This is a genomic window from Myxosarcina sp. GI1(2024) (assembly GCF_053543375.1).
The window spans coordinates 746,604-766,078 of sequence record NZ_JBKGTY010000002.1 but is presented as its reverse complement, the minus strand read 5'-3'; the positions used below and the strand labels follow the sequence as shown (position 1 = coordinate 766,078).

General features: G+C 41.1%; 11 protein-coding genes and 7 pseudogenes. 7 read left to right on the top strand and 11 right to left on the bottom strand.

The window, feature by feature from the left end; translation table 11 throughout:
* The first annotated feature begins 81 nt into the window (after window positions 1-81).
* A complete protein-coding gene (locus ACLFKQ_RS12650) occupies window positions 82-828 on the top strand; it encodes a lipocalin family protein (protein WP_449000151.1) in 747 nt (248 codons plus the stop codon).
* A 273-nt stretch (window positions 829-1,101) separates the two neighbouring features.
* Window positions 1,102-1,797, top strand: a pseudogene (locus tag ACLFKQ_RS12645) (IS1 family transposase).
* Between the two features lie 521 nt (window positions 1,798-2,318).
* Here ACLFKQ_RS12645 and ACLFKQ_RS12640 read toward each other — a convergent pair.
* Window positions 2,319-3,233 (bottom strand): tyrosine-type recombinase/integrase, encoded by a 915-nt coding sequence (locus ACLFKQ_RS12640; protein WP_449000150.1) that lies wholly within the window; start codon window positions 3,231-3,233, stop codon window positions 2,319-2,321.
* A gap of 202 nt (window positions 3,234-3,435) precedes the next feature.
* Between ACLFKQ_RS12640 and ACLFKQ_RS12635 the strand changes: the two are divergent.
* Window positions 3,436-6,402 (top strand): annotated as a pseudogene (locus ACLFKQ_RS12635) (Tn3 family transposase).
* Window positions 6,403-6,470: 68 nt separating this feature from the next.
* Here the strand turns inward: ACLFKQ_RS12635 and ACLFKQ_RS12630 are convergent.
* The 3 genes and pseudogenes from ACLFKQ_RS12630 to ACLFKQ_RS12620 all read right to left on the bottom strand — a co-directional run.
* A pseudogene (locus tag ACLFKQ_RS12630) lies at window positions 6,471-6,611 on the bottom strand (IS6 family transposase); the annotation flags it as partial.
* A 102-nt stretch (window positions 6,612-6,713) separates the two neighbouring features.
* A complete protein-coding gene (locus tag ACLFKQ_RS12625; RefSeq protein ID WP_449000149.1) occupies window positions 6,714-7,997 on the bottom strand; it encodes a glycosyltransferase in 1,284 nt (427 codons plus the stop codon).
* A 68-nt stretch (window positions 7,998-8,065) separates the two neighbouring features.
* A complete protein-coding gene (locus tag ACLFKQ_RS12620) occupies window positions 8,066-9,082 on the bottom strand; it encodes a glycosyltransferase family 2 protein (protein WP_449000148.1) in 1,017 nt (338 codons plus the stop codon).
* A gap of 703 nt (window positions 9,083-9,785) precedes the next feature.
* Between ACLFKQ_RS12620 and ACLFKQ_RS12615 the strand changes: the two genes are divergently transcribed.
* A complete protein-coding gene (locus ACLFKQ_RS12615; protein ID WP_449000147.1) occupies window positions 9,786-9,920 on the top strand; it encodes a hypothetical protein in 135 nt (44 codons plus the stop codon).
* Window positions 9,921-10,056: 136 nt separating this feature from the next.
* Here the strand turns inward: ACLFKQ_RS12615 and ACLFKQ_RS12610 are convergent.
* Window positions 10,057-10,900 (bottom strand): annotated as a pseudogene (locus ACLFKQ_RS12610) (IS110 family transposase).
* 212 nt (window positions 10,901-11,112) lie between these two features.
* Window positions 11,113-12,131 (bottom strand): annotated as a pseudogene (locus tag ACLFKQ_RS12605) (IS4 family transposase); the annotation flags it as partial.
* A 79-nt stretch (window positions 12,132-12,210) separates the two neighbouring features.
* On the opposite strand from ACLFKQ_RS12605, the gene ACLFKQ_RS12600 reads away from it, so the two are divergent.
* The gene (locus tag ACLFKQ_RS12600; RefSeq protein ID WP_448998311.1) at window positions 12,211-13,353 is read left to right on the top strand and encodes an IS4 family transposase; all 1,143 of its coding nucleotides are present in this window, start codon (window positions 12,211-12,213) and stop codon (window positions 13,351-13,353) included.
* Window positions 13,354-13,356: 3 nt separating this feature from the next.
* On the opposite strand, the pseudogene ACLFKQ_RS12595 reads toward ACLFKQ_RS12600, so the two are convergent.
* The 5 genes and pseudogenes from ACLFKQ_RS12595 to ACLFKQ_RS12575 form a co-directional block, all read right to left on the bottom strand.
* Window positions 13,357-13,542, bottom strand: a pseudogene (locus ACLFKQ_RS12595) (IS4 family transposase); the annotation flags it as partial.
* 12 nt (window positions 13,543-13,554) lie between these two features.
* Window positions 13,555-13,767, bottom strand: coding sequence for a hypothetical protein (locus ACLFKQ_RS12590; protein WP_449000146.1), 213 nt, complete (start codon window positions 13,765-13,767; stop codon window positions 13,555-13,557).
* Window positions 13,768-14,432: 665 nt separating this feature from the next.
* A complete protein-coding gene (locus tag ACLFKQ_RS12585) occupies window positions 14,433-15,119 on the bottom strand; it encodes a helix-turn-helix domain-containing protein (protein WP_449000145.1) in 687 nt (228 codons plus the stop codon).
* A 276-nt stretch (window positions 15,120-15,395) separates the two neighbouring features.
* A pseudogene (locus tag ACLFKQ_RS12580) lies at window positions 15,396-15,667 on the bottom strand (IS1 family transposase); the annotation flags it as partial.
* Between the two features lie 82 nt (window positions 15,668-15,749).
* The gene (locus ACLFKQ_RS12575) at window positions 15,750-16,037 is read right to left on the bottom strand and encodes a hypothetical protein (RefSeq protein ID WP_449000144.1); all 288 of its coding nucleotides are present in this window, start codon (window positions 16,035-16,037) and stop codon (window positions 15,750-15,752) included.
* A gap of 276 nt (window positions 16,038-16,313) precedes the next feature.
* Between ACLFKQ_RS12575 and rph the strand changes: the two genes are divergently transcribed.
* Window positions 16,314-17,033 carry a ribonuclease PH gene (gene rph, locus ACLFKQ_RS12570; protein ID WP_449000143.1) on the top strand — a complete coding sequence of 240 codons (720 nt, stop codon included), beginning with the start codon at window positions 16,314-16,316 and terminating at the stop codon, window positions 17,031-17,033.
* Window positions 17,030-19,114 carry an amylo-alpha-1,6-glucosidase gene (locus tag ACLFKQ_RS12565; protein WP_449000142.1) on the top strand — a complete coding sequence of 695 codons (2,085 nt, stop codon included), beginning with the start codon at window positions 17,030-17,032 and terminating at the stop codon, window positions 19,112-19,114. Before rph ends, ACLFKQ_RS12565 begins: the two co-directional genes overlap by 4 nt.
* Window positions 19,115-19,475 lie beyond the last annotated feature (361 nt).

Genomic DNA, 19,475 nt, shown 5'->3' with positions numbered 1-19,475 from the left:
TCTTTCGTAAGCTGAAACCTTATATTTACCTTGTAATTGTAAATTGCCAAATTCTTTACGTCTAATCTGCGCTCTATCCCCATGAATGACTCATTACCTTGGTCTTGTTTAACCAATTTGTTTGATACTCCTCTGACTAAAGAAATCGAGAATCTGATAATTGCTGAACCCGATCTAAATGAAGAGTTGAGTTGGCCAGAAGCTGAAGAAACCGAACCTATTCTTACTAACGGCAAGAATACTAGTTTTTCTGCTGAAGATTTATCCAGCACTCAGACAATGGTAACTTCTCCACTAAATGAGCGAAGAAATTTTCAGGAAAACCAGGAGATGCTACCGCCAGTCCAAACAGTTGACTTTGTCGATCTCGAGCGTTACGACGGCTTATGGTACGAGGTAGCCAAAACTAGAAATCTGTTTGCATTCGGCTGTAACTGTACGACAGCAACTTACGAATTGTTATCGGATACCAGTATTAGTGTCTTTAATGCCTGTAACAGATTTTTAGCTCGAGGACCACGAACGACCATAGAAGGAGTAGCTGAAGTAGTTGAGCCTGAAACCAATGCCAAGCTAGAAGTTAATTTCGAGGGGGTACCATTCCCTGGAGATTATTGGATTATCGATCTCGTCGAGGAAAACCCCCAAAGCGATTACAGTTATGCTGTAGTAAGCGATCCCAATCGGAGTAATGTTTTTATTCTCTCTAGAACACCCAACGCTGACCCAGACATCTTAGCAGAACTTTATGCTGGGTTGGAAGCTCAATTTTATGATACAGATGAGATTGTTAGAAGTCCACAGCCTCTTGGGTGCGAATGTCCCTGATTAGAAAGTAATGGTCATCTTTTGGCAATGTTTGTACTCTCTTTACTCAAACCTTAAAACTCTTGATTGAGAACAAAAGATTTCGAAGAATTAATAGTCGTGGGGTATTAGGTCAAAATTCACCTTCCCGACTCTTCTTTAAAACTGAATATCAAACTTGCCTAAGTACAGATACCGTCTTAAAGGTCAAGCAATCTGACAGTAATTAGGATCGAAAGGCTTGCCAGTTTGGCGTTGCATAATTAAAAGTCGAGTATGAATTAGCGAAAAATCATGCAATGTCGAGAATGTAAATCGGAACACATCAGAAAGAATGGAAAAAACAGACAAGGAAAACAAAATTATATTTGTGTCAATTGCGATCGCCAGTTCATTACTGATTACGAAACCAGTCGTGGCGATTCAGAAGAGACTAAGGGTGAATGCTTAAAAATGTATGTTAACGGCATGGGTTTTAGAGCCATAGAAAGAGTCAAAGGAGTCCACCATACCACCATCATTACTGGGGTCAGAGAAGTTGGAAGATTACTTGCAGATGCTTATGAGCCAGAAACAATTCCACAAGTAGGAGAATTAGATGAATTGGAAACCTTTGTTGGTCAGAAAAAAACCAGATTTGGCTCTGGACAGCAGTAGATCACTTCAGACCAGGAATTTTAGGGTGGGTTTTGGGCGATCGCAGTTCCGAAACTTTTGAACCACTCTGGGAGATTGTCCAAAAATGGCAGTGTTATTTCTATGTTACCGATGGCTGGAAAGTATATCCTGGTTTTATTCCCGACGGCGACCAAATAATTTGTAAAACTTATATGACCAGAGTTGAAGGAGAAAACACCAGGCTGAGACATTATTTAGCTCGATTACACCGCAAAACGCTTTGTTATTCAAACATCAGTTGAGATGCTCAAGCATTCAATCCGACAGCTAATTCACTATCTCAGATTTTTCGATGTTCTTGTTCCTTATTGATTCATGTCTTAATTCAGCAATGCCTTTTTGGCTTTTTCTAGAAGCTGGAATTTTCATCCTTCACTCCTCAATTCTAGATTCTTATGTACCCTTACCTGGCTTGATTTTGGCTTAGATTCTCTCGAGCCGGATCCGGACCAGCCTGTCACCAATGTCATAAACATCATTCCCAGAACCACGCTTTCAATCAGGCAAATAGCACCATTGAAGTTACGGTTTTAACTGTTAGGATACAGGAATAATATACAAAAATTCAGTAGAGCGTTTCCGATTCATGTCTCTATAAGCTCTTGCTTCAAGCCGATCGTTCATCTCCTAGTGTTTCTTCTCTCCATAACGGTTGCCCTCGCCCCCGTGGGTCGCTTTTAATGATTCGCTGCTCAGTGTAGACATTTTGCTTAAATGTCTTTATTTTCGCATTTTTTATCTCTCTGGTTTCATGCTATTAGGCGTTGAGCCGAGATACGTGTAAAATCGTGCCACATCTCCTTCTGACCCTTGCCAGTCAAAGCTTTCAAGCTTCACTGCCAAGCAATCTGCTCCACGTCTCTCTGTAAATCTTCACTCGTCCCGCGAACATAAACCATCGTCGTATCAAGAGAATCATGTCCCATGATTTGAGCCAAACGATGCAAAGGTACAGTTTCAGCCATTCGATAGCCAAAGCGATGGCGTAAATCGTGAGGACTAATATCTTCAAACCCAGCAATTCGAGCATATTTACTAACTAAATAGCCCAAGGCACGGGTAGTTATGGCAGATTTAGTTTTTCGAGAAACAAATAACCAACTACCTTTTACTGTGGGAAGATACTCTAGCAACATCTTTCTGACTGTGGCATTAAGAGGCACTTCTCGATACTTATTTCGTTTGCCATAAACCTGTAGATAGCCACTACGTTTTCTCAAATGAATATGCCCTTTCTTTAGCTGACAAACCTCTGCTGCTCTCAAGCCTGTATGAAGCATCAAAATGATTATCGTGCGATCGCGAGCAGAACCATAATTGGTAACAGCCGAAACTATCGCCGATTCCTCCCCATCGCTAATTTGACGTGGCGAAGATTTAATCAGAGGAATTAATTTAACTACTTTTGCGGGGTTACTAGTAATTTTCTGACCTTCCACAGCGAGCGCAAAATAGGATTTAAGAGTTACTAAATAGCGATTAATCGAAGCAGGAGCTAACTTTAGCTGAGATTGAAGATAGCTACGATAGCGAGTCAAAGTAGGAGTTGTAATTTTGGTTAAATTGAACCCGACTTTTGCCGAGTTAATACTTTTTGTTTCATACCAAGTAATAAAAGAACGTAAATCTGACAAATAATTACGAACCGTTACGGGACTAATATCTCTTTGTCCGCGCAGATAAAGTTCGTAGTCAGCTAATTCCTGACGACCTAATGGAGATAAAGATGTGGTAGCATCAGGCTTCATAACTACGAAATATGCAGGTGATTCATCGTCGGCGACGGGGGGTCACTCTTCAATGCTACCGAGGAAAAACCTTAGCAGACATTAAGAATTGAAGTTAATTACAGCATTAGCAGACATAAACGGTAAGATTATGGCAGTTTTATGTCTGCTAATATCAGTTATCAGACACGATGAAAACACTATCAGATGGAGGTGATGAGAAATTACATCAATCGAGCGTACTGCTTACCCTCGTTTTAAACCCAATCCCAGTAACAAAGAATTAATTGAGCTTTACACCCCAACATCCGCAGAAATTAAATTAGCTACATCTAAGACTCGAAGTTACGACGGACAGTTTAGCTTTCTAGTTATGCTCAAAACCTTTCAGCGTTTGGGCTATTTCTGTCAATTCGAGTTTATCCCCCTTCCCATTATCGACCATATCCGTAGCTGTTTGAATTTAGGTAAAAAGAAGAGCGCGATCGCTCCCGAACGTTCTTGCCGTCGCTACAGAGAAGCAATTCGGCAGTATTTGAAAATATCTACCTACAACAAACAAGGACAAAAAATCATAGCTAAAGCAGTGGGAGTTGCAGCTACAGTTCGCGACCATCCTGCGGATTTAGTTAATGTCGCTATCGAAGAACTGGTTAAAGAACGCTACGAATTACCAGCCTTCAGCACGCTAGACCGTCTGGTACTGCATATTAGAACAGTAATTAATAATCGCCTGTTTAGAAAAGTAGCTAGTTCCCTTTCGGTGACTGAGATTTCTTATCTCGATAGTTTATTAATCGATGACCCCGATTCGGATTCGGTAACTCTTAACGAAGTCAAACAACTCCCTAAAAAAGCTACATTAAATCAAATCAAGAAGCTATTAGCTAAATTCGAGCGTTTGATGTCTTTTGGCGATGCAAAGAGACTATTTTCGACTATTGCCACCACTAAAATCAAACATTTTGCTGCCTATGCTCGAACCTTAGATGCAGCCGAATTTCAAGATATTCTCCTACCCAAACGGAGAACTTTACTGCTGTCTCTAATATATCAATCCCAAGTCAAAGCCAGAGACAATTTAGTATCCATGTTTCTCAAACGGTTGGCTACCATTCACAATCGAGGTAAGGAAAGGCTAGAGCAAATTAGAGAAGAACAAAGAGCTATGACTGAGGCTCTTTTGGGGGTTTTTGGAGAGGTGCTTGATGCTAATGATGCTACTGACAACGAAATAATCTTAGGTCGGCAGGTAAAATCTCTCATTCAAACTCATGGTGGAAGCGAGAAGATACGCGCAAATTTGGAAGAAGTCACCGCTTACAACAACGATAATTACCTTCCCTTATTAAGAAAATACTACTCTAACTACCGTGCTTCTCTATTCAAGCTAATTCAGGGCTTAGAGCTACGTTCCACCACTCAAGATCGTTCGGTAATAGACGCAGTAACCTTCTTGCTCGATAATCAGCACCGAAGAGGAAAATGGCTACCCCCAACGGTGGAGTTAGATTTTGTCTCAGAAGCTTGGCGTAAATTGATCAAAACCCAGAAGAGAAACAATCCCATGTATCTACGTCGTTCCTTTGAAATCTGTATTTTTTCCTATCTGGCAAATGAGTTAAAGACGGGAAATATTTGCGTTGAGGGTTCGGAGAGTTTTGCTGACTATCGCGAACAGTTATTATCTTGGGAGCAATGCCAAAAGTCCCTTCAATCCTACTGTGAGGAATTAGATTTTCCGACTGAAGCCGAAGAGTTCGTCGCATCTTTAAAAACTCAATTAAGCGAATTGAGCCATTCGATAGACCAACTTTGCCAACAAGGAGATTTTATTAGTATCAATGAAGATGGTGAACACGTTCTAAAAAAGGTTCAGGCAAAAACACCATCAACCGACGCTGCTGCATTAGAGAAAGCGATTCTTCAACGAATGCCAGAACGCAGTATCTTAGATATTCTCTGTAATGTAGAGCATTGGCTCAATTGGACGAGACATTTTGGGATGCTTTCTGGTTCAGAGCCAAAGATAGATAAACCCCAGGAACGCTATATCCTAACTGCTTTTGCTTATGGCTGTAATCTGGGAGCGAATCAGATGGCACGTCATGCGAGAAGAAAGATAAGTTCCCATGCTCTGTCGTACACCAACCGCCGTCATATCAGTGCCAAGAAATTAGAAGCAGCAATTCGAGATATTATCAACAGCTACAATCGCTTTAACCTTCCTAAAATCTGGGGTACGGGGAAATGAGCAGCAGCCGATGGTACGAAGTTTAATATCTACGAGAATAATTTAGTAGCAGAATATCACATCAGGTATGGAGGCTATGGTGGTATTGCCTATCACCACGTAGCCGACAATTATATTGCTTTGTTTACTCACTTCATTACTTGTGGAGTCTGGGAGGCAGTCTATATTCTCGATGGACTGCTGAAAAACACCTCGGATATTCAGCCCGATACTCTCCATGCGGATACTCAAGGTCAGTCATCTCCTGTATTTGCTTTGGCTCACTTGCTGGGTATCAAGTTAATGCCGAGGATTCGCAACTGGAAAGACTGTAACTTTTATCGTGCCAGTACTGACGATAAATATCAATATCTTGAGCCTTTGTTTGGAGATGTCATTAATTGGGAGCTAATTAAAACCCATTGGCAGGATTTGATGCGAGTAGTACTGTCCATCAGAGCAGGAAAGCTGATGCCCTCAACTATCTTGAGAAAATTGGGAACCTATAGTCGCAAGAATAGACTATATCAGGCTTTTCGAGAATTAGGCAGGGTAGTGAGGACTATGTTTCTACTACAATATATTTCCGACATGGGTTTGAGGAGGCAAATTACTTCCTGTACCAATATCGTAGAAGCATATAACGGTTTTTCTAAATGGCTGTTCTTTGGTAAAGATGGACTGATTACTGACAATGACCCCTTAGAACAGGAAAAACGGCTTAAGTATCTCGATTTAGTTGCCAATTCGATTATTTTGCAGAATGCTTTTGATATTTCTTCGATTATCCGTTCTTTGAGTGCGGAGGGATATGTCATTAAGCCTCGAACTTTAGCTACTTTGAGTCCTTATCTGACAGGTCATCTCAAGCGTTATGGAGATTATATAGTTGATTTTGATAACTTGCCTCAACCTCTGGAGACAGTGATGGTGATTCCTATAGAACCTGAAATGTAATCAGGGTAGTGGTTAGAGGGAGATGTGGCACGATTTTACACGTATCTCGGCTCAACGCCTATTACCCTGTCTACAGATAAACCTCTTTCCATCATTATCTCTTCAAGATTTCTGTAACTCAAAGCATAGCGAAGATACCAACGAACACAAAGTAAAATAATCTCTCCTTGAAAGTGTTTCCATTTAAATGATGGTTGCTTTGAGTTCATCTATTAAGTAATGATCGGCACTCTTGTCATACTACTAATCCAGGCTCGTTTTTTGCAACAGAACCCTTAAACGCCATCAACCTGGGGAGTTACGTATTTTTTCTAAATTGGATTTAGTATAACGCCTTCTTCGAGCTTTTCTACTGGGGAGGGATCGAGCAACTGGCTGTAGATTTCGGCGTGTCGTGCCGCCCATAGTTTAGAGTCATATTCTTGTAAGGCGATCGCCCGACACTGTTGACTCAGACGTTGGCGTAACTCATCGTCTGCTAAAAGCTGCACGATGCCCTGACGCAGGTCGGCGACATTTTCGGGTTCGGCGAGATAGCCAGTAACCCCAGGACGAACGTGGTCGGGAACGCCGCCGACTCCAAAGGAGACTACGGGAGTGCCGCAAGCCTGACTTTCAATCGAGACTAAGCCAAAAACGTCGGCTCTGGTGGGAAAGAGAAACAGATCGGCAGCAGAGTAGGCTACAGCTTTACTACGGTCGTCGCTGAGGTAGCCGAGATGATATACAGGCAGGTCGAACAACTTGGCGATTGCTTCAGTTTCTTTCCCGAACACCACCAGCACGGTATCTTGTTTGAGAGATTCTGGTAAGTTTTGCAGGGCTTTTACTAGCAGGTCGCCACCCTTGCGATAGTGACTGATGTTAACAGCGGCGAACAGCAGCACTTTTTTGTCGTGAGGGATGCCAAGCTGTGAACGACACTCTAGAGAGTCTAGTGGTTGAAAAGACTCAGTGTCGATCCCGTGGGGAATATAATGAATGGGAAAACGATTGAGCAACGGGCTTTGCTTGGCTTGTTCTACCATCCACTTGCTGGGACAGATCAGGGTGAGCTGGAGTTGGCGGTAAGTCCAGTCTTTGAGTTGCCATTCGATGTGGGTGCTGTCTCTGCTGACTGCAGGGTGAATATCTAGGTGTGGACATCGACCGCAGCCGCTCTTCCAGCGCTCGCAATCGTAGGAATTATTGCAGTGTCCCGTAAGTGCCCACATATTGTGCAGAGTAAAAACACTAGGTTTATCTCTAGTCAATGCAGGAAGTGCCAGATAATTAATAAATCCCTGAAGACCATGAAAATGAATGATATTGGCATCAGAATATACTTGGTATTTCCTTAGATTAAAGGAACTAAGCCGATGAATGTCATTTAGTCCCAGTCTTGAAGTAATCTGTTGGAGAAGTCTCTCTAAAACTTTGAAAACGAGTGGGATTTGAAAGACATCAATCTGGAGAGATTGAATCGTTTTGTGCTGACACAAAATTTTTGAATCGATGCTGGCTTCGAGCAAACTGGAGTGAAGGCGATACATTGCTACTGCTCCGCCTCCACCATAATGACCCGAATCGCCTTGCCATAAATGGAGAAGTTTCACTGTCTTAATTGAGATTAATGTGAGATTAATGTTCTTATTGCGCTGGGATTCTCGAATTAGTTAATTAGTTAACTCCGCTCGGGAATATTTTTAAATTCATCAACTTTCGGTCGGGCGATCGAGTTGATTAGCAACATTAAAAAGCTAATCACCCTGTCGATCACTCCAGCCGTTTTATGGGCAATTTTTTCGGGAAAAATCGGATTGACTATAGGCTTGAGGGCGGTTCTGCGACGACCTGCTATCCATCTATACTGACCTTGAATGTAAGGATCGTCTTTGGGTAAATTCCATTTACTACGAAAGTATTCGAGGCTATCTCGGTTCCAAGCATAGCTCCAGCGAAGCAGAAAATAAGGTCGATCTGCTCCTGTCACTGGAGGTGGTGTAGGACCCCCACATCCTCTATAAGTGACAATGGAATTAGGCTCGAAGTAAATAGAACCACCAGCTTTTTGGACGGATAGACATAAATCTACGTTCTCTGGAGCACTGAGAATTTTGTCATCTAGAAGAGGCATCCTTTGGAAAACCTCGGTGCGCAGAAGAATGCAGTGAAATTCTACATGTTCAGTAGCTCCGCGCTGTAATTGAGAACGAACTGTCGATAGTTTTTGTTTGGCAAAAGCAAGTTGGGAAACTAGCTTGCGTTTACCGTTTTGCTCGCAGATATGAGCTTGTCCTCCTGCCATATGAATAATCTGGTCTTCTGGTTTCCTTTCTAGATAAAGAGGACCGACTACCCACGCCTCTGTATCTTCGGCACACTGCACGAGGTTTTCGAGCCACCCCACCTCAACCACTACATCGTTATCTATAAAAACAAAGTATTTCGTGTTTACGTAGGCTAAACCGAGATGATGAGCTTGACTCGGCGTTAAGAACTTGTTCGTACGGATTAGATAAAATCCCTTTTGTTTAGCTTGTTCTTCAAGGTAGCACTTAATGTGAGCAGGGGAGTTACCATCTATGTAAACTAACTTAAAAGGGATAGCGGTTCTCTGGTAGATAGTTTCTATGGAAAGTTGGGAAAAATCGAACCGCTCCCGTGGTACGACTACAATTGTTACTTTGGGTTCGGACATAGCATCTATTCCTCAAAAAATTTATTTAAGCCTTGATTTCAATTAGTTTTAAAAAATAGTTTATTGTCATACTCAATGTATACTAGAACTTTTGTTGCTCAAAACTAACTCGTTTAAATTAAATTTAGTAGTTATAAATTAGTTTATTAAAGATAAAAAATCAACATTTGTCTGTGGAAAAAAACAACAATGTTGATTTTTTTAGGCTTTTTTAGATTTGTTTGTCAAGCATATTTTTTGCAGGGTAATCGTATTTACCCCACTCATAAGAAACTCAACTTTTTAAGTTCATATAAACCAATAATCTGACGAGTTTCTTTGATTCATTATTGGCGATCGCCAATGAAACGCTTCTGTAACTCTCCGAAAATAAGAAATAGTTCTTCAGAAATTTAAGCCAACGGTGAATAATTAGAGGCTAACTTAGGCGTTTACGTAGCAAGCGAACCAAAAACAACGCTCTTGCGTCCAGCACTACGGATTTTTCCATCGAACGCGCCATTTTTCATCAATTTCTGCCGTTAAATCAAAATCTAGTCTCAAATAATAAGGGAAAGGAGCTAAATTATTTTTAATAGAGCTACTCTGTTTTTGTTTTTATCTTGTTTAATTAAGTTAAAGGTACTGCAGCTACACCCAAACCAAATAGAAGCCGTTCAAGATCGGTAAATACATTTCCCAAACCTCAAAGAGGTGAAAAGTTATGGCAACCGTTAACTACACGCCCGGCCCCAAGAAAACCGTTCGACTCACTGAAGAACAAGAAGCCAAGCTGGAAGCTCTCTCTAATGAAGAGCTCGACTACTCAGATCTCAATACTTCTCGTTTAGGGAAATAGGGATTTAGCGATTGTCTTGAATGTCAAGTCTAATTTTGTAGTTTCAGGCGATCGCTAAAAACTAAATCAATCCAGAGAAAACTATCATCACAGTGAAATTCACTTGATGTTTCTCTCTTAATCAAGATTGTGACATTTAGTTGGTAGTTTGAGGTTGCCAAGTTTGACTATCTCTGACCATTGCGTTAAGCAAAATAAGCAGCTTGTGCATACAGGCAGTCAAAGCAACCTTCTTGAGTTTGCCCTTGTCGAGTAAACAAAGCTTGCCTAATTCGGGTAAAGATGAAATTAAAGTCGTAGCTACTACTTCTCCAACTCCAGGGACACTGGTGAGTAACTTCTGTTTCTGCTTCCAATCTTCATCGCTAGCGATTGGCTTTGCCAGTGCGCGGAGCGCAATCGCGTCTTTGATTTGTGATTCGATTTCTTTGAGTTTTGCTTCTAGCCATTCAATGTGTTCGCTAATGCCCGATTGCACTACGTTACTTTTACCTCGAAGACGATTTTTCTCGGCGGTAATCATGTCGCTAATTTGACGACGACGCTGTACCAAGTCTTCTAATTGACGGGATGATTCGTCTTTAATTGCTCTGACTTGAGGGCGTATAGCATTTCTAGAAGTGCGCCAAAATTTTCGCATCAATAGCATCGGTTTTGGCTAACTGCCCTGTGGCTTTAGCAAAGTCTCTACGGACAGCTCACGGTGCTGAGGCAACCTCAGCACCCGTGTCCTTAGCTTGACGGGGATTGATAATTGCTACTGCTAACCCTACTTGAGTTAGTTCGATGGCTGCGGTTAGTTCCATGCCTCCTGTGGCTTCCAAGACGATTAACTCTGGTTTGATTTCTATAAGTATCTTGACTAACTCACTAATTCCAGAATCATCATTAGTTACTTGAAATAACTTTCCTATCGGGCAGATGTAGACATCGAGATATTTCTGACAGACATCGATTCCCACCCACTGTTGTTGTTCCATTGTTCTTATTAAAAATTTTTAGCTTTTTCCTCTGGGTTCTGACTCTTCCTTGCAGAATGCGGGGTCTAATTCCCCTAGTGATTGTTTGAGTTGATTAAACTGAGAGGAGAGTAGCGACCCTAGCTAAATCACGGTTTTAATTAACCAAGGGAAGGACGGTCTACTACTTTTTCTAAAGTATCAGGATTTGAGATCCTAAATTCAAGATACAAGGACAAAAATTGTAAGCACTCTAAAAATTCATAGTGTTTCAAGTCGATATCATTAACAATAGAACGTAAATGGTCAAGACCATAACGGACAAGACTTGTTTCTCGTCTTCGGTGTTTTTTAACTTTCAGAGGTTGGTGAGAATGCAGCCAAGTTCCAACTTTCATCGCCCAACACATAGCCAAAGCCATTAAAGCTAGAAGTTTACTTAACCGCTGCGAATCGATGAAATGAGTCGATTCAAGATTAAAGCCTCTGGTCTTAAACATGCCAAACAAAGTTTCAATACGCCAACGATGTCCGTAATTAGCAATAGCCGTTTTAGGAGAATCGGAAGAAATCACAACTAATAATTCGCCATCATCAAGACGTAAAGCTGAGACATAGACGAATCTACCCCAAACCCATCGAGGAGAATTCAAGATGGCTTGTTAACCAGGTTGAAGATGAGCAAACAGAATTTTAGCTGAGAGAGATTTTTGACCATCACTAATAAGGTCACTTTCTCGAAGGCGAAGACGAAAAGAAAACGTAGGCTCAATCAGAAGATAAGTTAACCATAATTTGCCAATAAACTCTCTATCGCCACAAATATAAGCAATTTCCACATCGGGAAATTCTTGAGAGAATCTACCCAATAAATCGATTCGTTCTTCACTGTTTGAGTTGCCTTTCTTGTCTAAGAACTCCCACATCAGAGGATAAGCCACTCCTTGATGAACCACAGCTAGCATTAGGATCAGGACTTACGCAGTTGAATGAAATTTCGTTGTTTGAGCAGCGAGTCAGTAACGGTAAATCAAGGTTTAGAGTGCTGAAGTGCGTAAGTCCTGAGGATGTTAAAGCGAATTTGTCCAAACGACCACTCGGTTCGGTCTAAACTGAGAATCCATGGCTCAGGGATGTCCATCAAAGTCACAATCACTCTTGCTATCACCGCATATTCTAGGTCGTAATCTTTAAAGAATCTCTGCAACCGCTTGTAGTTGGAGTCTGACGGGGTGACAACCCTGTGAGAAGTCAGACAGTGTAGGGAACAGAGACAACCTATGGTAAAAAAGATTCGGTCAGTTATTGAGAATCCGACCGAACCCTAAAAAATGTTAAACCAATTGTACCGCAATCATCTTTCACGTTATCTGAGTGATGACCAACTAATTACTTTGGAAGTGCTGGTATACCTTATCCAGACCTACAAACAAGTAAAGATAGAAAGACTAGCTGCATACTTCCCTTTACCAATTAAATATGAGAGCCGTCGTCGCCGAATCCAAAGGTTTTTGAAGTCCTCAGCTTTATCAGTTTCGTTAGTCTGGTTTCCCATAGTCAAAGAAGTAGTTCAAAAGAAATTCTTGCCAGACCAGACAATTTATCTAGTCTTAGATAGAACTCAATGGCAAGATAAAAATCTGTTCATGGTTGGAGTAGTGATGGCGAAAAGAGCTTTGCCTATATACTGGCAGTTTCTAGAGAAGAAAGGAGCCAGTAACTTCGCTCAACAAAAAGCCATATTACGTCCAGTATTGAAGCTGTTTAAACAACACCAAATCGTTATTTTAGGAGACAGAGAATTCCAGAGTGTTGAACTAGCTAAGTGGCTGACCCAGCAGCAGGTCTACTTTGTGCTTCGACAGAGAAAGAGTACGAAGATAATGGTAACTCAATTAGGTTTTACTCCCTTAAAAGACCTAGACGTTAATCCAGGAGACCAACGGTTTTATCAAGAAACTAAAGTCACTCAACTGCATCAAGTTTCGGGGATTTATTTAGGGGTCTATTGGCGACGTATTTACCGAGGCATGGGGGCAAAGGAACCCTGGTATCTGCTGACAAATTTACCCAATTTACCTGAAGCTGTCAAAGCCTATAAAAAGCGCGTAGGGATTGAGGCGATGTTTAAAGATTGCAAGTCAGGTGGCTACAATCTCGAGGGGTCGCAAGCTCAGATTGAACGCCTTACTCGTCTAGTTTTGCTCATCGCCATTGCTTACACTCACTCGGTGTTCAAAGGACATACTCTTAGCCTTCGAGGTCAGTCTAAATACATCGGTCGCCATCGAAAAATTAAACAATCTTTGACTCGCAACAGCTACTTTTGGCTTGGTTTATATGGTAGTAGCTGGCTGGTTTCATTTACCTTGATGAAGGAATGGATAAACAAATTGATGTGGCTCAATCTCAATAAGCTGCCTTTTTACCAGAGGGGTCTACGAGCTATGTTTATTATCCAGCAATCTTTCTAGCTCCCTTGTCACCCCTTCAGAGTTGGAGTTTATTTTGGCTTGATTTCTAAATCCCGTCGCTATTTCTGCTAAATTAATCGTTTTTACCCGCAGCAGAGCAATAAGAAACAAAGCCAGAAAACTTAGTCGCGCTCCATGCCATCCCAAGAGGGGTTTTAATGTATTACGAAGTAAGCTAATCTCGTTCATAGGGTTTTATTGTTAGTGTGGTAACTTTCTATAAAACCCTTTTCCTATCTCTTTTTGCAACCCCTCCTTCAATTTTTTGTCCCGTACTAAGCGATTTTTCATGTGTTTATTCGTGTGTTTGGTTTTTATTTGGCTTTCCATTTTCTTTAATAAGTAGAAACTTAGATATCCTTGTGGCAATACCCCTAATAAAATAAAGCCCAAGCCTAAAACCAAAGAGAGCATAGTTTTTACCTCCTTCTTTGCTAATTATTGTTTAACTGTTTGAATTTTTGTTCCAGCAATTTTGGAGCAATTTTATTTGACTCTTGAGATTTGCCTGTACATTGCTCAATCCTTCTACTAACGAGTGTGACCACATCGATATCTCTAATTTCAACCTAAGTATTAAGACTCCTAAATAACTTTGATGCTGTTTTGTTTATACCAGAAGTCCTTTTAAAATTTTTATTGTCAAACCGAATATAAATTGATTTAAATTTATTAAATCTATACTCAGATATTTATAACTATTGATGCAGAGGAGCTATAAAATTTCTAGAGTGGTGAGGGTATTAGTATTTCTAAGTAAGTTATCAGTATTTTAAGGTAAGGTCATTAGCTTTTGTGTACTCAAAATATTCGTTATTATTTTGGGTAAAAAATCACTGCAAAACTCTCTAGCTTAACTTACGGAAAAACTTAACTATCTTCAGTACTTTACTTTGTGCGCTCTCCTTCATTTTTTCGATCGCGATCTGCACGGCGCTCTAAACGTTTAAAAAACTGAAGCTATCTACATTGAAAGAACGAGAAAGGCTCTAGTTTCAGTAACATTAATTTTGCAAGTTGCCTGGCGATCGTGTCTCAGTCAAGCAAATTTGAGTTATGCTGATTTTAGCTCTGCCAACTTAAGTATGGCTCTTTCTACTTTTAACGATAATATGGCGATCGCTATCGAGAGCGATCCAGCCTTTTTGCTGAATCTCACCTAAAATTCTGGTAACCGTCACTCTGGTGGTACCAATAATATCTGCTAAATTCTTATGGGTAAAACGAATTTGCAGGCGAGTACCTTCAGTTATAGCTTGACCCATTTCTTGTTTGAGAATTAATAATAACTGCCATAAACGCTCTTCTGTTTTTCTTAACCCTGTAACCGCTAGTAATTGCTCCAACTTAATCAGGCGAATGCTCAACTGTGCTAGTAAGCGACGGGCTAGTACAGGGTTTTTTTCAATATCTTTAGGCGAATAACGTTTTACATATACATTAGACAGAGCCAAAACACGATAGCTGTAATGCTCATTATACCAATTGCCAAAAGAAGAATTAGCAGTTGCCCATCCCAAAATTACTTCTTGACCATCGTGACTGATTTTGCTCAATTGAACTACACCCCGAGCGACTTGCCAAATTCCAGAATCGAAGAGAGGTATTTCTTCGCCTTTTTTATATACTTGGAGGAGTAATTCCCGCTCGGATTTACTAACGTGGGTAGCATGGTATCGAGCGGGATGAAATTCTATAGTCCTTTTAGAAATTGATGATTCTAATGTGGTGTAGTCGTAAGAAACAGATGGTAATTTGTAAGCCATTGTTGTCGTTCTCTAGATATAAAAAGTTACTTTGACAAAATATGGGAAATATTACCGTCAACTATTGGATTTAGTTAGCAACACGTAACCACTCTCGAGCTAACTCGCAATTTCATTGGCGATAGTATTGGTTATAGTACCGTAGTTCTGCTAAATAAAAAATGCTTATCCCCGGGAAGGGGAAGATGATAACTTGAAAAATAAGAATAACTAGGTCTAACCCTGAGTAACTAGGTCTAACTCTGCTTTATGTTGAATTTAGTCAAATTGGTAGTTCTAAACAAGTAAGAATGAGTTGTAATGGTGTAGGAGATACCAAACAGCACCGACATGATTTTCAACTTTTTTGGAAAATCGAAGAGTTTTCTTGACTAACCGAGAGATTCTTTGACGTAAAGTACAGTTAAATCTCTCAATATAATTAGTTTTGCCTGTATTTTTACCTATGGCTAGTGGCATCTACTGGGAAGCACTTGTTGGTAAGATTCCCAGAAATCGGTGTAGCTAAGCGCACATTGTCGCTCTATGGCTGGTAGCGATCGCCATAAATGTGCTTTGACTAACAAGAAGGACAGAATATTATATTGATATTATTAACATCGAGCTGAATTAAAAGTATATATATTTTGACTAATCTCGAAGACTTTGATAGCGGTAGAAATTAAAGATATCGAGCAGAACTCCAACTACACCAACCGTTAGTCCTAGAGTAACTATCCCTTGAAAAGGTTTACCATTACCGAACACGGCTAAAAACTCCAAGACATGAATAGTTCCCTGGCGAAAAACAATTAGGCCTGGAAAATAGCTAGCGAGCGATAACACTCCCAAAATAATTCCAATTAAAACTACAGGAGCGGCAAAGCTCATTAAAGCGGCCAAAAGCAATGAAATTAGGAAATGGGATGCTATTTTCACAAAAATTCCTATCAGAATACAGTAGAGCAAGATCGTCTGATATCTTTCTTGCCTCTATCCACCATAAACGCAAAAGCTGAGATTAAGTTGGAATTTCAAAATTCTTAAATTTTTATAAAATATCTTGTTTAACATTGATTGCATTATTAGAGTATTGAAAACTCCCTGTAGCCAAGAAGCCAGACCAGAAAAGAAAATAGAACTATTAGAACTGAATAATATGCTAATTATCTGCAATACTTTGAAATGACAGTTATTGGAGAAATGTAAAGTATTGTGCCCTGGAAACGTCCGGATAACCGCTCTAGCGATCGCCTTCGCTCCCATAGTTTTGAGCTCGATTTTATCAGTAGTCCTACCGCTTCAGTTCTGACTAGCTGTGGCAATACCAAAATTCTTTGCACCGTTAGTGTTCAGTCAAAAGTTCCTCCCTTTCTTGTCGATAGCGGACAGGGATGGTTGACAGCAGAGTATAGAATGTTACCTGGGGCAACTGCCTCCCGTCAGGCGCGAGAACTACTCAAGCTATCGGGACGTACCCAAGAAATTCAAAGATTGATTGGACGCAGTTTGAGAGCGGCGGTAGACCTTAAGGCAATTGGCGAGAGAACCATTACTATTGATGCAGATGTCCTGCAGGCAGATGCGGGAACTCGCACCGCAGCAATTACCGGAGGTTATGTCGCGCTGGCACACGGCATTAATAAACTGATACAGCAGGGAGAATTAACCAGTTCTCCCCTATTAAAACCCGTAGCGGCAATTTCTGTGGGATTAATTGAAGGAGAAGTTTTTTTAGACTTGAATTATCCTGAAGACTTGGCAGCAGATGTCGATTTAAATGTGGTGATGAACGGAAAACTGGAGCTAATTGAAATTCAGGGGACTGCCGAATCTCAAAGCTTCAGGCGATCGCAACTAAACCAAATGTTAGATTTGGCAGAAACAGGCATTAAAGAGTTACTCGCTGCCCAACAACAAGTTTTGCAACCATGATTGGTAGAGAGATTTGTAACGATCTTCAAGCCGCTACGGAAAGAGAATGGTTGGTGACTAACGGCATTGGCGGTTATGCTTGCGGCACGATTTCGGGGATAATAACTAGATGCTATCATGGACTGGCGATCGCGGCTTTAGAGCCACCGGTAGGGCGGACTTTGCTGCTAACCAAGTTGGCAGAAACAGTCGAGTATAACCAGCAAGCCTATCCTCTCGATACTAACCTCTGGGCAGATGGAACTGTCGCACCTGAAGGTTATTTAAATCTAGAAAGTTTTACTTTAGAAGGAACGGTTCCCCTGTGGAGTTTTGCCTGTGCCGATACCTTATTAAACAAGCGGATTTGGCTGGAATGGGGCGAAAATACTACTTATGTCGATTATCATTTGATTCGTGCTAGTCAGGCTCTAACTCTCACGATCGAGTTCCTAATTAACTATCGCGATCATCACGGCAATACCAAGAGCGATCGCTGGCAGACTGAGATCGAAGCAAGAGAAAACGGCATCTGTATTACTGCGGTAGATGGAGCCGAACCACTATATTTATCTTTGGCTGGAGTCGAGCCAGATAATATAGAGTGGCAACTAGAGTCAGTTTGGTATCAAAACTTTTACTTGCCTGTAGAACGATATCGCGGTTTGGCTCATTTAGAAGATCATTTGCACGTAGCAACTATTAAGGTTACTCTTCAGCCAGATGATAAATTAACCGTAATTGCTAGCACTAAGGATAAATTCGATCTTACTTTCGATCGCCAAACAGCTTTTAAACGCCAGCGCGATCGCGATCTACAGTTAATCGAAACTTGGAATTGGCAACATAATCTCGATCGCCACGATAGCCCAAAATGGATCGAACAATTAGTTTTAGCGGCAGATCGCTTTGTGGTCGATCGCCTGCCGGGGAAAACGATTATTGCCGGTTATCCCTGGTTTACCGACTGGGGTAGAGATACCATGATTAGTCTACCAGGATTGGCGATCGCGACGGGTCGCTTTGAAATTGCCCGCGATATTCTAAGAACTTTTGGTCGATATACAGACAGGGGAATGTTACCCAACGTTTTTCCCGACCGAGGCGATCGCCCAGAATATAATACCGTCGATGCTACTCTCTGGTATTTTGAAGCGGTTCGCGATTATTACGAAACTACTAAAGATCGCAAGTTTCTCTCGGATTTATTTCCCCAACTATTAGAAATTATTGACTGGCATATTAAAGGTACTCGCTACAACATTCATTTAGACGATGACGGTTTGATTTATGCTGGGGAACCAGGAGTACAGCTTACCTGGATGGATGCCAAGGTAGATGATTGGGTAGTTACACCGCGCGTTGGTAAACCAGTAGAAGTAAACGCTCTCTGGTACAATGCCTTAGCCTGCATGAGCTATTTTTGCGGTGTTTTGGGCTATTACGATGACAAAATTCAAGAAATGATGGCAACCACCCGAACGGGATTTGAAAAATTTTGGTATGCTTCGGGAGGTTATTGTTTTGATGTCATCGATACTCCTAATGGCAACGATGATGCTTTACGTCCCAATCAAATTTTTGCCGTTTCTCTGCCCAATATCCTAACTAGCAAGCAAACCAGTTCTCCTCTATTCGATCGCAGCAGACAAAGACTTATTGTCGATAAAGTCGCCCAAACTTTACTAACTTCCTACGGACTGCGATCGCTTGCCCCCAGTCATCCAGATTATGTAGGCGTTTATGGCGGCGATCGCTACCAGCGCGACGGAGCATATCATCAGGGTACCACTTGGGGATGGTTAATCGGGCATTTCGTTCAGGCACATCTGACGGCATATCGAAATCCAGCAGTGGCGCGGAGTTTTCTCGAACCAATGGCGCAGCATCTGCAAGCTGGCTGTCTGGGCAACATCAGCGAAATTTTCGATGGAAATTTACCCTTTACCCCCAGAGGCTGTTTTGCTCAAGCCTGGAGTGTGGCGGAAGTTCTACGGAGTTGGCTATTAATTTTATCCTGCGATCGCGCTTCCCAATCTTCCGCTATTGTTAAGTATCAGCAACCAACGTCAAACACATTAGACTTGAGCTTTCTCGATTGAACTAGGTTTGCTCGACGAAAAAAGTAAAAAAGAAGAAGTAATTAGAAGTATTTAAAGACTTAGCTCGATCGATTCGGGCTTGTCACTTGCTATATACGTTTACGTACAGAACAAAAAATTAAAATTCGATAAATTTATTAGCTATTTGCTAATAAATTTATCGAGTGACATCGAATTTAAAATTTAGATTTAGACTTAATTTTTCTTTTGTGCCCTTGGTTAATTTTACCGCAGCACAATATAAAAAGATTAAGTCTTATGCCTCAAGATCTTTCGCGATCGGCTAATTGTCTCCTCTCATCTTTGCCAGAAACTGAATATCAACGTCTCGAGCCTCATTTAAAGTCTGTCGAACTTCCGC